This window comes from Paenibacillus sp. J22P169, from assembly GCF_059691995.1.
On the sequence record NZ_JCAUAO010000013.1, the window covers coordinates 52,506 to 68,618 of the forward strand.

The 16,113-nt window shown below is 47.5% G+C and carries 13 protein-coding genes; 3 read left to right on the forward strand and 10 right to left on the reverse strand.

Going from position 1 to position 16,113, the window contains the following annotated elements:
- Positions 1–19: 19 nt before the first annotated feature.
- From AC58QG_RS32815 to AC58QG_RS32840, 6 genes are all read right to left on the reverse strand, one after another.
- The gene (locus AC58QG_RS32815; protein WP_497366223.1) at positions 20–880 is read right to left on the reverse strand and encodes an inositol monophosphatase family protein; all 861 of its coding nucleotides are present in this window, start codon (positions 878–880) and stop codon (positions 20–22) included.
- A 198-nt stretch (positions 881–1,078) separates the two neighbouring features.
- Complete coding sequence (fabI, locus tag AC58QG_RS32820; RefSeq protein WP_497366224.1) at positions 1,079–1,849, reverse strand: enoyl-ACP reductase FabI; 771 nt, start codon at positions 1,847–1,849, stop codon at positions 1,079–1,081.
- A gap of 91 nt (positions 1,850–1,940) precedes the next feature.
- Positions 1,941–2,930, reverse strand: a complete 990-nt coding sequence (gene uvsE, locus AC58QG_RS32825; protein ID WP_497366226.1) for a UV DNA damage repair endonuclease UvsE — start codon at positions 2,928–2,930, stop codon at positions 1,941–1,943.
- Positions 2,931–3,263: 333 nt separating this feature from the next.
- The gene (locus tag AC58QG_RS32830) at positions 3,264–3,581 is read right to left on the reverse strand and encodes a hypothetical protein (protein WP_436233791.1); all 318 of its coding nucleotides are present in this window, start codon (positions 3,579–3,581) and stop codon (positions 3,264–3,266) included.
- Between the two features lie 7 nt (positions 3,582–3,588).
- On the reverse strand, positions 3,589–4,731 hold the full coding sequence (locus AC58QG_RS32835) for a D-alanine--D-alanine ligase (protein WP_497366227.1): 1,143 nt from the start codon (positions 4,729–4,731) through the stop codon (positions 3,589–3,591).
- A gap of 39 nt (positions 4,732–4,770) precedes the next feature.
- The gene (locus AC58QG_RS32840) at positions 4,771–5,793 is read right to left on the reverse strand and encodes an amidase domain-containing protein (protein ID WP_497366228.1); all 1,023 of its coding nucleotides are present in this window, start codon (positions 5,791–5,793) and stop codon (positions 4,771–4,773) included.
- A gap of 237 nt (positions 5,794–6,030) precedes the next feature.
- Here AC58QG_RS32840 and acnA point away from each other — a divergent pair, with 237 nt between their 5' ends.
- Positions 6,031–8,751 carry an aconitate hydratase AcnA gene (gene acnA, locus AC58QG_RS32845; RefSeq protein WP_497366229.1) on the forward strand — a complete coding sequence of 907 codons (2,721 nt, stop codon included), beginning with the start codon at positions 6,031–6,033 and terminating at the stop codon, positions 8,749–8,751.
- A 226-nt stretch (positions 8,752–8,977) separates the two neighbouring features.
- On the forward strand, positions 8,978–9,646 hold the full coding sequence (gene sleB, locus AC58QG_RS32850; protein ID WP_497366230.1) for a spore cortex-lytic enzyme: 669 nt from the start codon (positions 8,978–8,980) through the stop codon (positions 9,644–9,646).
- A 108-nt stretch (positions 9,647–9,754) separates the two neighbouring features.
- On the opposite strand, the gene AC58QG_RS32855 is transcribed toward sleB, so the two are convergent.
- The 3 genes from AC58QG_RS32855 to AC58QG_RS32865 form a co-directional block, all read right to left on the reverse strand.
- Positions 9,755–10,672 carry an SRPBCC family protein gene (locus tag AC58QG_RS32855; RefSeq protein WP_497366231.1) on the reverse strand — a complete coding sequence of 306 codons (918 nt, stop codon included), beginning with the start codon at positions 10,670–10,672 and terminating at the stop codon, positions 9,755–9,757.
- 121 nt (positions 10,673–10,793) lie between these two features.
- A complete protein-coding gene (locus AC58QG_RS32860) occupies positions 10,794–11,690 on the reverse strand; it encodes a cation diffusion facilitator family transporter (protein ID WP_497366232.1) in 897 nt (298 codons plus the stop codon).
- Between the two features lie 208 nt (positions 11,691–11,898).
- Positions 11,899–12,642: an IclR family transcriptional regulator gene (locus AC58QG_RS32865; RefSeq protein ID WP_056617559.1), complete on the reverse strand. Its 744-nt coding sequence runs from the start codon at positions 12,640–12,642 to the stop codon at positions 11,899–11,901.
- A 298-nt stretch (positions 12,643–12,940) separates the two neighbouring features.
- Between AC58QG_RS32865 and AC58QG_RS32870 the strand changes: the two genes are divergently transcribed.
- A complete protein-coding gene (locus tag AC58QG_RS32870; RefSeq protein ID WP_497366233.1) occupies positions 12,941–13,966 on the forward strand; it encodes an alpha/beta hydrolase in 1,026 nt (341 codons plus the stop codon).
- Positions 13,967–14,557: 591 nt separating this feature from the next.
- Here AC58QG_RS32870 and AC58QG_RS32875 read toward each other — a convergent pair.
- Positions 14,558–15,883 (reverse strand): deoxyguanosinetriphosphate triphosphohydrolase family protein, encoded by a 1,326-nt coding sequence (locus AC58QG_RS32875; protein ID WP_497366234.1) that lies wholly within the window; start codon positions 15,881–15,883, stop codon positions 14,558–14,560.
- Between the last annotated feature and the right edge of the window lie 230 nt (positions 15,884–16,113).

The following is a 16,113-nucleotide window of genomic DNA, read 5'->3' on the forward strand; positions in this document are numbered from 1 at the left end:
AAGAGGTTGGTTTTTCACTCTATAACCCTGTCGCCTCGGCCACTGCCAGTTCGCGCTGAAACTCTTCATGAATGCGTCCATTCGTTGCCATCACATTACGAACACCCAGATGATAAGGCTTACCTTCGGTATCCGTCACACGGCCGCCTGACTCTTGAATGAGCAAAGCACCCGCAGCAATATCCCAGGCATTGAGGCCGATTTCCCAAAAGCCGCTAAGACGTCCAGCAGCCACATAAGCCAAATGCAGCGCAGCTGAGCCTGCGACTCGGATGTTACGAACCTTAGGCGACAGCGCCTGAACACCTTTCAGGTTAATTGGCAGCGCCCCATCACGATCAGCCGGGAATCCAGTAGCGATTAAGCTGGTTAGCAGTGTCTCATCTTCGGAGACCTCTGTCTTTTTGCCGTGCATGTAAGCGCCTTTCCCCTTCTCAGCAACAAACAGCTCGTCGCGTGATGGGTCGTATACGACACCTACGATGACTTCACCTTTATGCGCCAATGCAATCGATACGGAGAAGAAAGGAAAACCATGAACGAAGTTCGTCGTGCCATCAATCGGATCTACGATCCAAAGGTACTCTTCGTCGCTCATCTCTTGCAGCGCTTTGGCCGATGCCTCCGGTCCTGGCTCAACCCCTTCTTCCCCAAGGATGGAATGATTCGGGAAGTGCGTCATAATCAGATTGCGAATCAGCTTCTCAGATCCTTTATCGACCTCTGTCACCAAGTCTTGAGCAGAGTGCTTTGTCCCTACATGATTGATGTCCCCGAGCTTGGTCTTGATCCATTGTCCTGCTTTGGCTGCCGTATTAATGGCTACTGCTGTAAAACTTTTGCTCCCAACAACGAAGGTTTCCGTCTCACCTTGTACCATATATATCAACTCTTTCTTTTCATTAATTTAGATAATACGTTAAGTATAGTAAATTATACGTTTCTAATACTAGTGCGTTTCATCCTAAATTATTCGTACATTTTCACATTGGCCGCGGAAAAAAGCGAAAAAAACCGTATCGGCACCAAGGCCGTACGGATTTCTTTCTTTTTCTATCTATGAAAATAGGGTCTTCACTTAAATACCAACGATGTGGTACCCGCCGTCTACATAAATAACTTCGCCCGTGATACCGCGGGACAAGTTGCTCATTAGGAACATAGCCGTGTCGCCAACTTCAGCTGTATCTGTTGTTTTACGAAGCGGAGCTTTCTCTTCAACTTGACGCAGGATGGAATTGAAATCCTTGATCCCTTTTGCCGCCAAAGTACGGATTGGACCCGCTGAAATACCGTTTACACGAATGCCGTATTGGCCAAGATCTGCCGCCAAGTAACGTACGCTAGCTTCAAGTGCTGCTTTGGCAACACCCATAACGTTGTAGTTCTTCATAGCGCGCTCTGCGCCAAGGTACGTCATGGTCATAATGCTTCCACCTTCTGTCATCAGCGGGTAGATGCGTTTGGAGACTGCAACGAGGGAGTATGCACTGATGTCATGCGCAAGCGCAAAACCATCACGTGAAGTATCTACGAACAATCCGTCAAGCTCTTCTGTTTTAGCAAAAGCAATACTATGTACAAGACCGTGCACAACACCGAACTTCTCTTTGAGCGCAGATGCCAATGTATCGATCTCTGCATCTACAGTTACGTTACAAGGCATCAAAGTTGAGCCTGGAATCGTATCAGCTAGCTTGCGCACGCGTTCTTCAACACGCTCATTTTCGTACGTGAACACCAGATTAGCGCCTTGTGCAGCTAAAGATTGTGCAATGGCCCAAGCGATACTGCGGTCATTGGCAACACCCATTACAAGTATATTTTTTCCGTTTAATAATTGACTCATGGTTCGTAGAAGCCCCTCTCACAATGGGATGGTTAGTCGTTCATTCTCCAAAGTACCCCATTTTGTCCAACAATTCAAGAAAAATATGGGATTAGAGCTGCAACGAGGCTTCATCGAGTGCTGTGACGCCTTCTTGTCCCTTAAGGTCCTCCATAAGTTTGAAAAGGGCGCTATCCTTCATCTTGGCTTCGATCATGATATCCAGCTTCGGTGTGATCGGAGCTATCGCTTTGAGAAACGTAAATAAAGGTTCTACCTCCACGTAATCGGCGTGGCTTCTTGGCTCCGTTTCACCCTTTGGGCTGGAAACATGGATTTTCGGAGGGAGAGAAGCTGATGCCTCATCCAGATGCAAGCGTGCGCGCTTCAGCCAGGTCTCCTGAATGCGTGGCCATAGCTCGACGGCGTCTTCGCCATTGTTGTTGACCGCATGATGATGTACATCCAGTACCATAGGAGCACCGACCTCCTCGGCAATCTCAAGCGTTTCTAGCGCATTGAAGGTTTTGTCATCATTTTCGAGTGTGATTCGGTGTTGAACTGGCTGGCGCAGCGCGCTGAAATTCTGAACAAATCGCTTCGCTGCCTTCGTTTTATCCCCATAGGAGCCTCCAACATGGATGTTGCACATGGCTTCCATGCCAAGACCCATGGCGTTCAGCATGGCGGAATGTCGCTCCAAATCCTGAACAGACTTCTCTAAAACGTCCTTCCGTGGCGTGCTAAGCACGGTGAAGTGATCGGGATGGAAGCTGACGCGCATGTTATTCTGCTTCGCATAGCTGCCAAGCTCCTCAAACTCCGCAGATAAGGATGGGATCGGATCCCAGTCACCTAGCATTTCATGGCCAATCAGCGGGATAAACCGAGAAGAAAACCGAAACACCATGATGTCATGAGCACGATTATGTTTGAGCAAGCGGAGCGTATTATGTAAATTTTCAGCGCCAATTCGCTCTAACTTACGGATGGCGGCCTCTCGATCAAGCAACTTGTTGAAGTTTGTTGCCGTCATCGTCTTGGACGGGGAAGCATTCTTTACCACAGTGGACATGGCTACATATCCTAGGCGAATAAGCATGTTCGGTTAACCTCCAGATTCGATTTCAAATGGAATGTACGGCTACTACTTGGTGCTGGGTGCTGCTGAAAAACCCGGATTTTCTCATAATTAGATTACCCTAGCGAATAGGTGCACATACAAACAGACCCTTCGACGTTCAAACGTCAGAAGGGGCTGAAATTAAATACGAACATTAATCGGATCGCCATCGCGCCATCGTACAACAGAACTTTCTAGTAGGATAAGCTAGTATATGAAGCTAGCACTCTGCTCGAAAGGGACAAAAGATAGCGTCATAACAGATAAAAGAAGCACCGCCTGCAAGGACGGTGCTTCCTCTATCTGTTCTTCTTAAGCTTGCTCTCCGAAAAACATTTCGTACGCAAGCGAGGTCTGGATCCGAGCCTCTTCCTCTGTCAACCGACGGATGAGCTCCATTTCCACCTGTGTGACCTCTTCACCTTGGAAATTGATTTCCGCGATGGAAGCTACGATACGAACAATCGCAATCGCTTGATTCTCAGGCGTGTACGCGATGACCTTCTGACCTGTCGGGAAAACGCGGAAGCCGCTCTTTACCATTTTGCCGCGGCCATACTCCAGCAGCTCATAGAGCTCCTGTTCGGACTTAAACTTACAAACTGAATTGAATTCCGTTTGAAAACCCATAGCTCATCTACTCCGCATCGAAAGAATATTGGATATTTTGCTTAGCTGCATGTCGCTCAAGTGCCAAACGAATGAGATCATCCAGCAGCTCTTTGTATGGCTTACCTGTCTCTTGCCATAGCAATGGGTACATGCTGAACGGCGTAAAGCCTGGCATCGTATTAATTTCATTGATATAGATCTTCTGATCGATTTTGCCTAGGAAAAAGTCCACACGTGACAAGCCGCTGCCATCTACTGCCAAGAATGCACGGAGCGCCAGTGCTCTGACCTCATCCGATATCTCCTCGGAGATCTCTGCAGGGATGATCATGGCCGATTTGCCATCCAGATACTTGGCTTTGTAATCGTAGAATTCATTCGAAGACACGATCTCACCAACAACGGAAGCGATAGGCTCATCATTCCCCAGAACCGCAACTTCGATTTCACGGGCATCGATATTTTCTTCAATAATGACTTTGCGATCGTATTGGAAAGCAAACGCAACCGCCGCGATAAGCTCTTCTTGATTTCTCGCTTTGGAAATCCCAACGCTTGAACCTAAGTTAGCTGGCTTTACGAAGCATGGGTAGCCAATCGCTGTTTCCAACTCCATAAGGTGATAAGCGCGGTTCTTTTCCCACTCGGTACGAGTAAAATGACGGAAAATGCACTGAGGAAGCCCTTCCTGTGCGAAAACCTTTTTCATCATGACTTTATCCATGCCTACAGCAGAAGCCAGTACGCCAGCGCCTACATATGGAATATTCGCCATTTCTAAGAGACCTTGAATCGTCCCATCTTCTCCGAAGGTGCCGTGTAAAAGCGGGAACACAACATCTAATCCGAGATCCTCCGCACCAGCGGATGTAATAGAAGAAACAGCTACATCGCCCTTCGTTTGAATACCACCGAAAATCGGTGCCAGTGCGTTCGAAGCAGGAGCTCCTGCATCTCCAGTACTGAATGTCAGTACTTCCTTGGATTCAGCCGGACCTAGAAGAGGTGCACCGCTTCTCCACTCCCCTTTTTTGGATATGTAGAACGGTGTAATCTCATATTTCGTGAAGTCCACAGCTTTCATAACGGCCAATGCTGTTTGCAATGATACGTCATGCTCCCCGGATTTCCCTCCATAAATTAATCCAATTCGTATTTTGCGGCTCATTACGTACCTCCGTCTAGTATTTACAATCTCTATGCCTTCCTACATTTCATCAGCAACATGAATAAACACGTACTTCGTCCTTTCTGACCAAGCAGGTGAATCCTTATATGCCCAATAACGATTGCGACTATTAAAGGTATGTGCATTAACTAGTGGCATCCCATTGGCATCTTTACCTATAACAATTGTGTTGTGCTGGAAGCGGCCGTCGCCATCCCAATCATAGCTTATGGTATCTCCTGGCTGAAGCTCCCTAGGATCTTTGACAACTGTACCTGTCAATCCATGCGTATGGGGACGTTCTAAGTAGTGATGCAAGCTGTTGGCTACTGCCCAACTATAGCTCCAGAGCTCTTGATGCCCTTTTTTGCCGCCATACCACCAGCCCGAATCCCTTTTCCCAGTATAGTCCATTGGAGCCCCGCCTGCAAAGAGGCATTGCGAGACATAATTCGTGCAATCTACTTCAAAATACTCGTACCGCGGATTCGGTTTTTGCCACCACATTTCCGCATATTGGACGGCTTTGGGACGATTATAAATGATTTTACGAGGAGCGGATTCCAGACCACTCGTATTGCGTATACTAGGATTGATATAAGGAAGAGATGGTGAGCTGCGCAATGTGTCTATGAATGTTTCATTCTCTGACAAATGGAGGCTGCGACCGCGGCTAGGCTGGGACTTTTCACTTTGTAACGGCTCCGCACTTTGCACCTTCCAACCTAATGCGTTTTGCTCAATAATCACACGCTCTGACTCTATCCGCTCCTCCTGATGTTCTATCGAACCCATTTGATAGGTCAAAAATCGATGCAGCTGGATATCCGCAATAATGCCATACGGCAATTCCTTAACACCTTGCATACGGAGCTTCGTCTCTCCGCGCAGCAGCTTAGCGTCGCGATCTCGGTAACTGTTCAGGAGCCTTCGCACCTTGACATCCTGTTTCCGTACATAAGCGCTGTCCGAGACAAATGCTTCCAAGGGTGCAGCTGAGCCCTCAAGCTCAGCCTGATTTTTTGCATGTACGTAATTATAGAGCGCCGTTTTCCAGGACATCTTGGTATCCCTCCTTAAACTTTAATTAAGGTATTTATAAGTTTTGTTAAGACAAGCCCGAATTGCTTTGAATTGATTCAATATATGACATTTTGACGGTAAAAATGATTGAAATTAATCTTTACTCACACGTGGCGAAGCGCTATACTTGAGGTAGAGGGAATTATGAAATCGAGTTTCACTAGATGAAATTCGATGGCATGGTTAGATATTATATTATTTGAGGAGGAACTACCTATGTCCAATAAGGACTCTTTTTCTGTGCGTAAGCAGTTAACTGTCGGCACGAAATCGTTCCAGTACTACAGCCTTCCTGACTTTGAAAGCCAAGGTCACGGCACAATCAACAATCTTCCTGTTTCCATCCGCGTTTTGCTCGAAGCTGCTATTCGTCAATTTGACGGTCGCGCAATCACAAGTGAGCACGTGAAACAAATCGCTGGCTGGGCTCAAGGCCGCGATGAGAACAAAGAAATCCCATTCATCCCTGCTCGTATCGTTCTTCAAGATTTCACAGGCGTTCCAGTCGTCGTTGACCTTGCGGCAATGCGTGCGACCATGGCTCGTGAAGGCGGAGATCCTAAACGTATTAACCCGCTTGTTCCTGTAGACCTTGTAATTGACCACTCTGTCATGGTTGATGCTTTCGGATCCCCGGATGCACTCGAAATGAACATTAACTTAGAGTTCGAAAGAAACGAAGAGCGTTACCGTTTCTTGCGTTGGGCACAAACAGCATTCGATAACTTCCGTGCAGTGCCACCTTCAACAGGTATCGTTCACCAAGTTAACTTGGAGTACTTGGCATCTGTTGCAGCAACGAAAACAATCGATGGCGAAACTGTCGTGTACCCGGATTCCCTCGTAGGTACAGACTCCCATACAACAATGATCAATGGTCTTGGTGTTGTAGGTTGGGGCGTTGGCGGTATCGAAGCAGAAGCTGGTATGCTTGGTCAACCTCTATACTTCGTAGCTCCAGACGTTGTTGGTTTCAAATTAACTGGTCAATTGGCAGAAGGCGCTACAGCGACTGACTTGGCATTGACAGTTACTCAAATTTTGCGTAAAAAAGGCGTTGTTGGTAAATTCGTTGAGTTCTTCGGTCCTGGACTAAGCAACATTTCCTTGGCTGACCGTGCAACAGTTGCGAACATGGCTCCTGAGTACGGCGCAACAATCGGCTTCTTCCCTGTCGATAACGAAACATTGAACTACTTGCGTGCTACTGGCCGTGAGGAAGAGCAAATTGCGCTTGTAGAAGCTTACTACAAAGCACAAGGCATGTTCCGCACAGACAGCACACCAGATCCAGTGTTCACAGATGTGCTTGAGCTTGATCTTAGCACGGTAGTTCCAAGCTTAGCTGGTCCTAAACGTCCGCAAGATCGCGTTGAGCTTACAAACATGAAAGAATCTTTCAACGTTATCATCCGTACACCGATCGAAAAAGGCGGCTACGGCTTGACTGAAGAGAAAGTAGCTGAAGTTGTTGATGTTGTTTATCCAGGTGGCGAAACTGTCAAAATGGGTACTGGCGCAGTTGTTATCGCGGCTATTACTTCCTGTACGAACACTTCCAACCCAAGCGTTATGATCGGTGCTGGTCTCGTAGCGAAAAAAGCGGTAGCTCTTGGTTTGAAAAAACCAGCTTTCGTAAAAAGCTCTTTGACACCAGGTTCCCTTGTTGTTACTGAGTACCTGATTAAAGCAGGCCTTCTTGAGTCCCTTGAAGCTCTTGGCTTCCACGTTGCAGGTTACGGCTGTGCAACTTGTATTGGTAACTCCGGTCCGCTTCCAGACGAAGTAAGCAAAGCGATTATCGACAACGATATGACTGTTGCTGCTGTTATCTCCGGTAACCGTAACTTTGAAGGCCGCGTACATGCACAAGTAAAAGCAAACTACCTTGGATCACCTCCATTAGTTGTTGCTTATGCTCTTGCAGGTACTGTTAACATTGACCTTGCAACTGATCCAATCGGTTATGACCAAAACGATAAACCTGTGTACTTGAAAGACATTTGGCCTACAAACCAAGAGATTCAAGATGCACTTAACATTGCTATGAGCCCTGACATGTTCCGCGACAAATACAGCAACGTATTCCGCGCGAATGAGCGTTTCAACCAAATTCAAATTCCAGAAGGCGATCTGTACGAGTTCGACACGAACTCCACGTACATCCAAGAGCCTCCGTTCTTCACAGATTTGGGAACTGTTCTTGATGATATCGCAGATATTCGCAGCGCAAAAACACTAGCACTTATGGGCGATTCCGTTACAACGGATCACATCTCCCCTGCTGGTAACATCAAAGTAGACAGCCCTGGAGGCCAATACTTGATCAACCATGGTGTAAAAAGAGAAGACTTCAACTCCTACGGTTCCCGTCGTGGTAACCACGAAGTGATGATGCGCGGAACGTTCGCAAACATCCGTATTCGTAACCAAGTGGCTCCAGGAACTGAAGGCGGCGTTACAACTTACTTGCCAACTGGCGAAGTTGAGTCCATCTACGATGCTTCCATGAAGTATCAAGCTGAAGGCCAAAACCTTGTCGTTATCGCAGGTAAAGAGTACGGAACTGGATCTTCCCGTGACTGGGCAGCAAAAGGTACTTTCTTGCTAGGCGTTAAAGCTGTTATCGCAGAAAGCTTCGAGCGTATTCACCGTAGTAACCTTGTTGGAATGGGTGTTCTTCCACTTCAATTCGTTAACGGCGAAAGCTGGAAAACGCTAGGTATTACAGGTCGCGAGACTTTCGATATCACTGGTTTGAGCAATGACGTTCAACCAGGTTCCACTGTAAAAGTGACAGCTACACGTGAAGACGGAACTAGCTTCGAATTCACAGCACTTGTACGTTTGGATAGCTTGGTAGACGTAGACTACTACCGTAACGGTGGTATCCTGCAAACCGTTCTTCGTTCCATTCTTGCAGAAAACAAAAACTAATTATAAGTATCCAGCAAAACACACACACAAAAAAGCTCGAGATTGCCTTCATGGCAGTCCCGAGCTTTTTCCTTTTCATGGAAAAATAAACGTTTAATTCGCTTATTTTGATCAAAAAATGAGCCCGCTCAACCCTTACTCCCCCAAGGGATTGACTTACATTACCAAAAACTGCGGGTTGAGACGACGTATATCGGCACCTATACTGAGGAAAGCGAAAGGGGAGATGAAGATGATGTTAATCAAAAAACTAGTCGTAGTCGCACTCGTAGCTTCCTTTGGTTTAGGAATGAATGCAGGAACGTGGAGCCCGAAGGCATCCGCAGCAGAGGCTACGACTTTAAAGCAAGGTACACAAAATGGTGACGTATGGGACGCACAATTCCGACTAAAAACTTTAGGCATATATGAGCCTTCTATAGATGGAAAATATGGTCCGATTACAGCCGCGGCAGTTCGTAAATTCCAAACGAATTATGGACTTAGCGTGGATGGGATTGTTGGTGCGCAAACGTGGGAATACTTGCGTAAATTCACCGTGAACCAAGCTGAGCTTGATATGCTAGCTAAGGTTATTTACAGTGAGGCACGCGGCGAATCCTATGAAGGTCAAGTCGCTGTTGGAGCGGTCGTTATGAACCGTTTAAAATCCAGTCAGTTCGAGACTACCATTCAGGGCATCGTGTTCGAGGTTGGTGCTTTTACAGCAGTCAGCGATGGCCAATATAACTTAACCCCAGATACTCAAGCCTATAAAGCAGCCTTAGAAGCTGTAAGAGGCTGGGACCCAACGGGTGGCGCCCTCTACTATTTCAACCCGAAAACAGCGACTAGCTCTTGGATCTGGACACGTCAACAAATCGTACAGATCGGGAATCATATTTTTGCGAAGTAATGCGATTCGTGTGAAGAGCACGTTATATAAGTAGAAAACACCTCTAAACGAAGCCGCTGATGAAGCGAGCCAAGTAGAGGTGTTTTTTTGTTACAAAGAAACTGTGGTTTACGCTTGTTCCGCTAGCTCTTTCATGTGCTCCATAACTTCTAGATGAACGTTGCGAATAATGCTTTTCGTCCATATATCAAAATAAAGGGATGGTTTCACCTTCAAATCATACCAGCTCGTGCCGACGAGTGTAGTGGTACCGTCACCATTGTCTTCTAAGATGAATTGTCCTTTGGACAAGCTTAAGTGCCCTAGAATTTCCGGATCATCAGGCAGCTTTGTAATCGCGAAGGTTAGCTTTCGGTTCTCTTCATACTCTACAATCTTCTCATCGAAAACGATACCGTTGCTGAAAATGCACTTACGTTCTGCGCCGACATAATGGCCTTCTGCCGTGGATTGTACGGGGCTTGGCAATCCGATTTTAAATAACCAATAGTCAGGATCTGACGTAATGGGTGAAAATGCAGTAACATTTTGCCATACGACTTCTGGCTTAGCATGTATCAAGATCCTATCTGTGACCTGACTTTCACCAGGCTCGGCGGTAATCACATTTACTAAGACCAGTCCGATCATAGCCGCGACAACACTGATATTCATCGTTGTTCGGTTCCATTTGAACATCAATTTGCCGCTCAGAATACCCAGCAAAATAAAGAGGTAAATCAATGGAGCCACGATGATAAGGCAAATATAACCCTCACCCATCATGAAATAACTATATATTAAACCCACAACTAAATTAAGAAATGCGTACCCAAAGGATGGGCCAGCCGTCACGCGGTGTTTTCGCCAGAAATAAGCGTTAATAATGCCCATGATAAACGGAAGTAGGACGAAATCTGACAAGATTAATATCCCTTCCACTCCTGTAGCTACCTTGATGATATAAGCTGTTAAAAGCATAAAGATGATTCCGCATCCATTGGCCACTGCGATTCCTAACCATATATCTCTGGCTCTCCGACTCATAGCTTTCACTCCCTCGACTCTAACATTGACGCTCCCGGCAAGTTGCTATGATTAATCTAACGTGATTCGGAGTAAATGTAAATAATAACCAAAAAACAAAACAAAAAAACTGACGCACCTCTCATGCGTCAGCCTGCTCTTCATACCATGGATTTAGGTGAACCAGCACTTCATCCACATCACTATGTGCCTCTTTAATTTTGCGCTTAATGCTGCGACTGATATCGTGACCTTCTTGGATTGTCAGCTGGCCTGGAACGCCAAGTCTCGCATCAACTAATATGTAATGGCCATGTTCCCTCGCACGAAGTCGATCAATCCGCTTGACCTCTGGTACACACCGGATCAACGCAGCATACTGCTCGATATAGGTGGGACTGACGCTTCGTTCCATCAAAATGTCAAAGGATTCGCTGCCCATTTCGTAGGCTAACTTCAATACAAGGAAGGAAACGATGATCCCCGCTACCGGATCTCCGTACGCCAAGTAGCTAATGTTGTAGTGCTCTCCGATCAATGCTAAGCCGATCCCCACTGAAGCCGCGATAGAGGCGTACACGTCCGCTAAATGGTCGAAGGCTGTGGCTATCAGCCCTTTGCTGTTGAGCTTCTTTCCTATCCGCATCGTGTAGACATAAAGGATTTGTTTCCACACGAGTGAAATGACAGCCGCACAAAAGGCAATGATATGCGCCTCGCCCGCTGTTTCGAACAGGGCATAAATCGAGTGATATCCAATATAAATAGCGGCTCCGCCCAAAATAATCGCGACGATAAAAGCCCCAAGCACCTCTGCTTTCCCATGCCCATAGGGATGCTCCACATCCGCTGGCTTGGAAGAGACCCTCATGGAGCTGTAAGCAGTTGCTGTCGCGATAACGTCCCCAGCGTTATGAATACCGTCGGCTATCAGTACTTGGCTATTGAACAGAAGTCCGACAATGATTTTGATGGCGGTCAGCACGATGTTACTGGCCAGACTTATCCAGATCGCCAGCATCGAGGCTGTTTTCTTCATGACTTGCCCCACTCCCTTTCCCACTTTTAGTATGGCTTTTCAGCGGCAAAGCATCCGTCAGAGTGGCGAAGGTAACACGCTTGGATGTAGAGACGGAAAGAACGGAAAAGAATAGAAAAAGAATACCTGCACTTGTGCAGGTATTCTCAACTTTTTCATCTAATATGCGTTATTTGATGATAATGAGAATGAAAAACAACGATGCCGCTTAACGCAGCATCGTTCCCATCCGCCTCGCCGCCTCCATAATCGTCGGCGCCTGCTCTTGCATCAGCTCCAGCGTGAGCCTGTTCGCTGGACCCGAGACCGCGAGGGCGGCCACTAGTCGGCCGCCGCGGTCAAGAATCGGCGCGGACACAGCCGCCGCGCCTGGCTCTCGCTCTTCGACGCTCGTGGCGAAGCCCGCGCGTCTTGTGTCGCTGAGCTGCTGCAGGTACGCCTGCGTGTCTAACCCTGTCGGCCAGTCGGCCGAGGTTAGCAGCTGCTCCAGCAGCCCTGGCTCAGCGAAGGCGACGAGCACCTTGCTCGAGGCGCCGACGTAAAGCGGCATTCGCGCCCCGACAGGGGCAACACGGCGAATGGCATGGTTGCTCTGCACGGCTTGGATGCGGACACGCACCAGGCCGTCTTGCACGTACAGCGAGATCGTTTCGCCGAGCTGATCGCGCAGTCGTTCCATCTCCGGCAGCAGAATGATGCCGGGGTCTCCTTCTTTGGATAAATTAGCAGAGAGCTCCCATAAACGGTAGCCCAGTCTGTACTTATCCGTCGCTTCATCGCGCATGATGAAGCCTTTGCCTTCTAGCGATGCTAGGAGGCGATGCACCGTGCTTTTATGAAGCTGCACACGTGTAGCAATTTCGGTTAACGTCAATTCAGACGCCCCCGTGAAACAAAGCATAATATCTAAAGCGCGCTCTACAGCACGCACGGTAAGCTTGCCATCTTCCATTGAAGAGTCACCACCTTCATGAGCCAAACTGTTTCACTATATGAAACCTTGTTATATTCAGTATAACGAAACTACACGGAACCGTAAAGGTCAAACACCTCTTTTTCCCATTATTACAGAACCGTTACAAAAGGCTTACAAATGCCGCATCTACATTGACTTGAAAGCGCATTCATAATACTATTAAAGTAGTTCTTCACTTATCAGAATATTTAAATAATTAACTCTCCCTTCACTGCGCACACCTCTAACTATCACATCAGTCATATACACATCATCACGGAGGGAGGCTTCATCGATGTCTACAACTACACTAAATCCTGTAACGGGATCGCTTCAGCCTACTCTTGATCAGGTGACGCAACCTTTTTTACGCAGGAAAAAGCTTATCACCACAACCCTTCTAGCCTTATTAATTCTATGCACATCCGTCGTACTCATCTTCCACGCTTACATTGCTTGGACCTTGGCTCGGCCGCAAATAGCACCTTTACATTCAAACCCGATGAAGGCTGCTCGGCTCCCATACACAGATGTTTCCTTCCCTAGCCAAAATGGAAAATCCATCTTGGGTGGCTGGTTCATCCCAGCTGTCGAGTCGAGTAAAACTGTCATTTTCTCACATGGCTATGGCGGAAATCGCGAAGAAGAGTGGGTTCCTTTGTACACCTTAGCCCGCGAGCTGCATAAAAAGCAGTATAATGTTCTCATGTTTGACTATGGTTATGTGAATCCAAGCAGTGATCGCCTCATGACGGGCGGTGTTCAAGAATCCCAAGAGCTGCTCGGGGCCATTGATTACATCAAACAGTCGACTGGCGGTTCGATCTTTATTTGGGGCTTTTCCATGGGGGCAGGCACTGCTTTACAAACTGCTCTGCAGCAAAACGGAGATATTTCAGGGATGATCCTAGACAGTACATTTCTGTTGAACTCGGACACCCTTTATCAAAATATGAATCAAGTCGTACACCTACCTAAATACCCTTCTCTGCCGCTTGTCCGTTTATTCTTTCCTTTATTGAATGGCGTAAGCTTGCATGACGTTCCCTTCACTAAAGTAACCACGACATCGTACGAGATGCCCATCTTTATGATCCACGGCACTAATGACAACAAAGCTCCCCACAACCTAGTTGAATCGATGTTCAAGCAGCAGCATAATACCGCTTCTAAGTTATGGATTCTTCCAAACGCAAAGCATGAGCTTCTGTATCGTGCTGAGCCTAAAACGTATGTGAGCCGCACGATGGACTTCCTAGGCAGTATCAACACATCGGCCACATCCGAACACGTTAACGCTGGTATTCCCTCCTCCCTATAAAATCGACCTCTGATGAGGTCGGTATTTTTTTGCGTTTTTCGCGGCCTGCGAGCACAAACAAATAGGGATAAGCAACATTGCTTACCCCTTCCATCAAATTGGCCCACAAACACCAGCATCAACATCAACATCAACATCAACATCTTAACTTCATGATCGCATCTCGCACTTAACTGGAAAATCTACAGCTAATTCCGGCTATTTTCCTTGAATATTAAATTTAAATGGAAAAAGTACAGCTAATTGAGATGGTATCGGCCTATTTCCCTCAAACGCCATGAATTAACTGTAGGAAATCCATCTAATCCTCCCAAGTGGAAGGGAATCACTAAATTAGCTGTAGGAAATCCATCTATTCGCGCGGGTGGCGATTAAGTCGCGGGTCTGTCGGGCGGTTGACGGTCGGGTGGTTCTGTCAGTTCTGTCAGTTCTGTCAGTTCTGTCAGTTCTGTCAGTTCTGTCAGTTCTGTCAGTTCTATCAGTTCTGTCAGTTCCGTCAGTCCCTTCAGTTCCGTCGGTCCCTCAGTTCAGTCGGTCCCTTCAGTTCCGTCGTTTCCTTCAGTCCCCCAGCCAGCTCCGCCCTACACACCCTCAATCCATCTCATAAATCGAGCCCGATTTACTCGCAAACAGCTCCGCATAGACCTTCTCCGCATAGGCGTCGGTCATGCCCGAGATGTAGTCCGCGACGAAGCGCGGCCAGCTCCAATTGCTGTTGCTGCTTCTCCGCTCGTAGCTATCAATCCAGTCCGGTGGAATGATCCACTGTCCTTTGTCCTTATTAATGAAGCTGTCCCAGAGCCGCTCAACGATGATTTCGCTGCGCTTTTGCAGGCGCAAGACGCGAAAATCCTTAATCAGCGTAACCCACGCCAGCTTCTTGAGAATTTCCATCGTCCGCAGCAGATCCATGTCCTCCGCGCCATCTTTGACGAGGGCGACCTTCTTCCAGCCGCGTTCCGTATCGTCGATGATATCGAGTCGACTAGCGAAAGAACTGACCCAGCGAGCTTTCATCTCTCTGCGCGTCCGTGATTCCTCCCGGTTGCATTCCGCAAATATGAGCTCCCATTGCTCCAAATAATCATGCAGCACGCGGCGCACCATCTGCTCGATATCGACTTGCTCCCAGCCGAATTTATGCTGATTGGGGTCATTCAATATCTCCATCACGAGATGTCGAATTAATCGTTGATCTTCGAAGAAGGTAGCGTTCATTTGGATTTTGCCTGCGCGAATTCCGTCCTCGATATCGTGCGTAGAGTAAGCAATGTCATCGCATAAATCCATTAACTGGGCTTCTAATGTGGAGCAACCCTCCGGCATTTTCCAAATGTCACGCAGCTCGCGAATGACGTCCCACTCCGCCCCGTACACACCCTTCAGACGCCCCTCTTCCTCGATGAGGAAGGGATATTTATTGATACCGAGAAGGACGGCAGCCGTCAGGTCTAAGCCACTCTCGCTGCCCGCTCGCTTTTCTAGAAACATGAGGATTCGAAAATTTTGCGCATTGCCCTCATATTTCAGGCCGTGATCCTTCATTAGAATATGATTGAGTACTTCCTCGCCCTTATGCCCAAAAGGAGGGTGACCGAAGTCATGTGCAATCGATGCACACTCGACCACGGTCGGATCGATGATCAGACCTGGATGCTCTCTTTTGCTCAAAAAGGGATTCGTCCGTTCCAAGCGCTTCGCTACTTCTCGCGCAATCTGTGCGACCTCCAAGGAGTGCGTCAGACGTGTCCGGTAGTAATCTCCCGAGCCAGCTCCGAACACCTGAGACTTCCCCTGTAGACGCCGAAATGTTGGCGATTGAATCAGCCTAGCATAATCCCGTTCAAATTCATCGCGTTCTTCACTCCATTTTGAGGAAGCTGCCTCACCAGGCCGATATTTCCGTATGTTGTTCATATGCTTGCCTCCTCTAGCCCTCTAGCGCTGTAGGGCGCCGCTCTCACCTGTATCCTGCTGCACAAGTCATTCCTCACACTGCTCTCATTTTATGCGAGAGCATGTACGATAGTCACAATTCGACCTCCCGATGCAGAAGGATTATTAATTTAAAAGAATACTATATTCTCCATGCCCCAACAAGCCCAACTTGGTACACAAGTGAAAAAAGGGAATGATGCACAAGACCA

What these genes read in the sequence shown, in the direction of transcription:
- AC58QG_RS32815 (WP_497366223.1), bottom strand. Translation starts at nt 880, where the DNA reads ATGGTACAAGGTGAGACGGAAACCTTCGTTGTTGGGAGCAAAAGTTTT.
- fabI (WP_497366224.1), bottom strand. Translation starts at nt 1,849, where the DNA reads ATGAGTCAATTATTAAACGGAAAAAATATACTTGTAATGGGTGTTGCC.
- uvsE (WP_497366226.1), bottom strand. Translation starts at nt 2,930, where the DNA reads ATGCTTATTCGCCTAGGATATGTAGCCATGTCCACTGTGGTAAAGAAT.
- AC58QG_RS32830 (WP_436233791.1), bottom strand. Translation starts at nt 3,581, where the DNA reads ATGGGTTTTCAAACGGAATTCAATTCAGTTTGTAAGTTTAAGTCCGAA.
- AC58QG_RS32835 (WP_497366227.1), bottom strand. Translation starts at nt 4,731, where the DNA reads ATGAGCCGCAAAATACGAATTGGATTAATTTATGGAGGGAAATCCGGG.
- AC58QG_RS32840 (WP_497366228.1), bottom strand. Translation starts at nt 5,793, where the DNA reads ATGTCCTGGAAAACGGCGCTCTATAATTACGTACATGCAAAAAATCAG.
- acnA (WP_497366229.1), top strand. Translation starts at nt 6,031, where the DNA reads ATGTCCAATAAGGACTCTTTTTCTGTGCGTAAGCAGTTAACTGTCGGC.
- sleB (WP_497366230.1), top strand. Translation starts at nt 8,978, where the DNA reads ATGAAGATGATGTTAATCAAAAAACTAGTCGTAGTCGCACTCGTAGCT.
- AC58QG_RS32855 (WP_497366231.1), bottom strand. Translation starts at nt 10,672, where the DNA reads ATGAGTCGGAGAGCCAGAGATATATGGTTAGGAATCGCAGTGGCCAAT.
- AC58QG_RS32860 (WP_497366232.1), bottom strand. Translation starts at nt 11,690, where the DNA reads ATGAAGAAAACAGCCTCGATGCTGGCGATCTGGATAAGTCTGGCCAGT.
- AC58QG_RS32865 (WP_056617559.1), bottom strand. Translation starts at nt 12,642, where the DNA reads ATGGAAGATGGCAAGCTTACCGTGCGTGCTGTAGAGCGCGCTTTAGAT.
- AC58QG_RS32870 (WP_497366233.1), top strand. Translation starts at nt 12,941, where the DNA reads ATGTCTACAACTACACTAAATCCTGTAACGGGATCGCTTCAGCCTACT.
- AC58QG_RS32875 (WP_497366234.1), bottom strand. Translation starts at nt 15,883, where the DNA reads ATGAACAACATACGGAAATATCGGCCTGGTGAGGCAGCTTCCTCAAAA.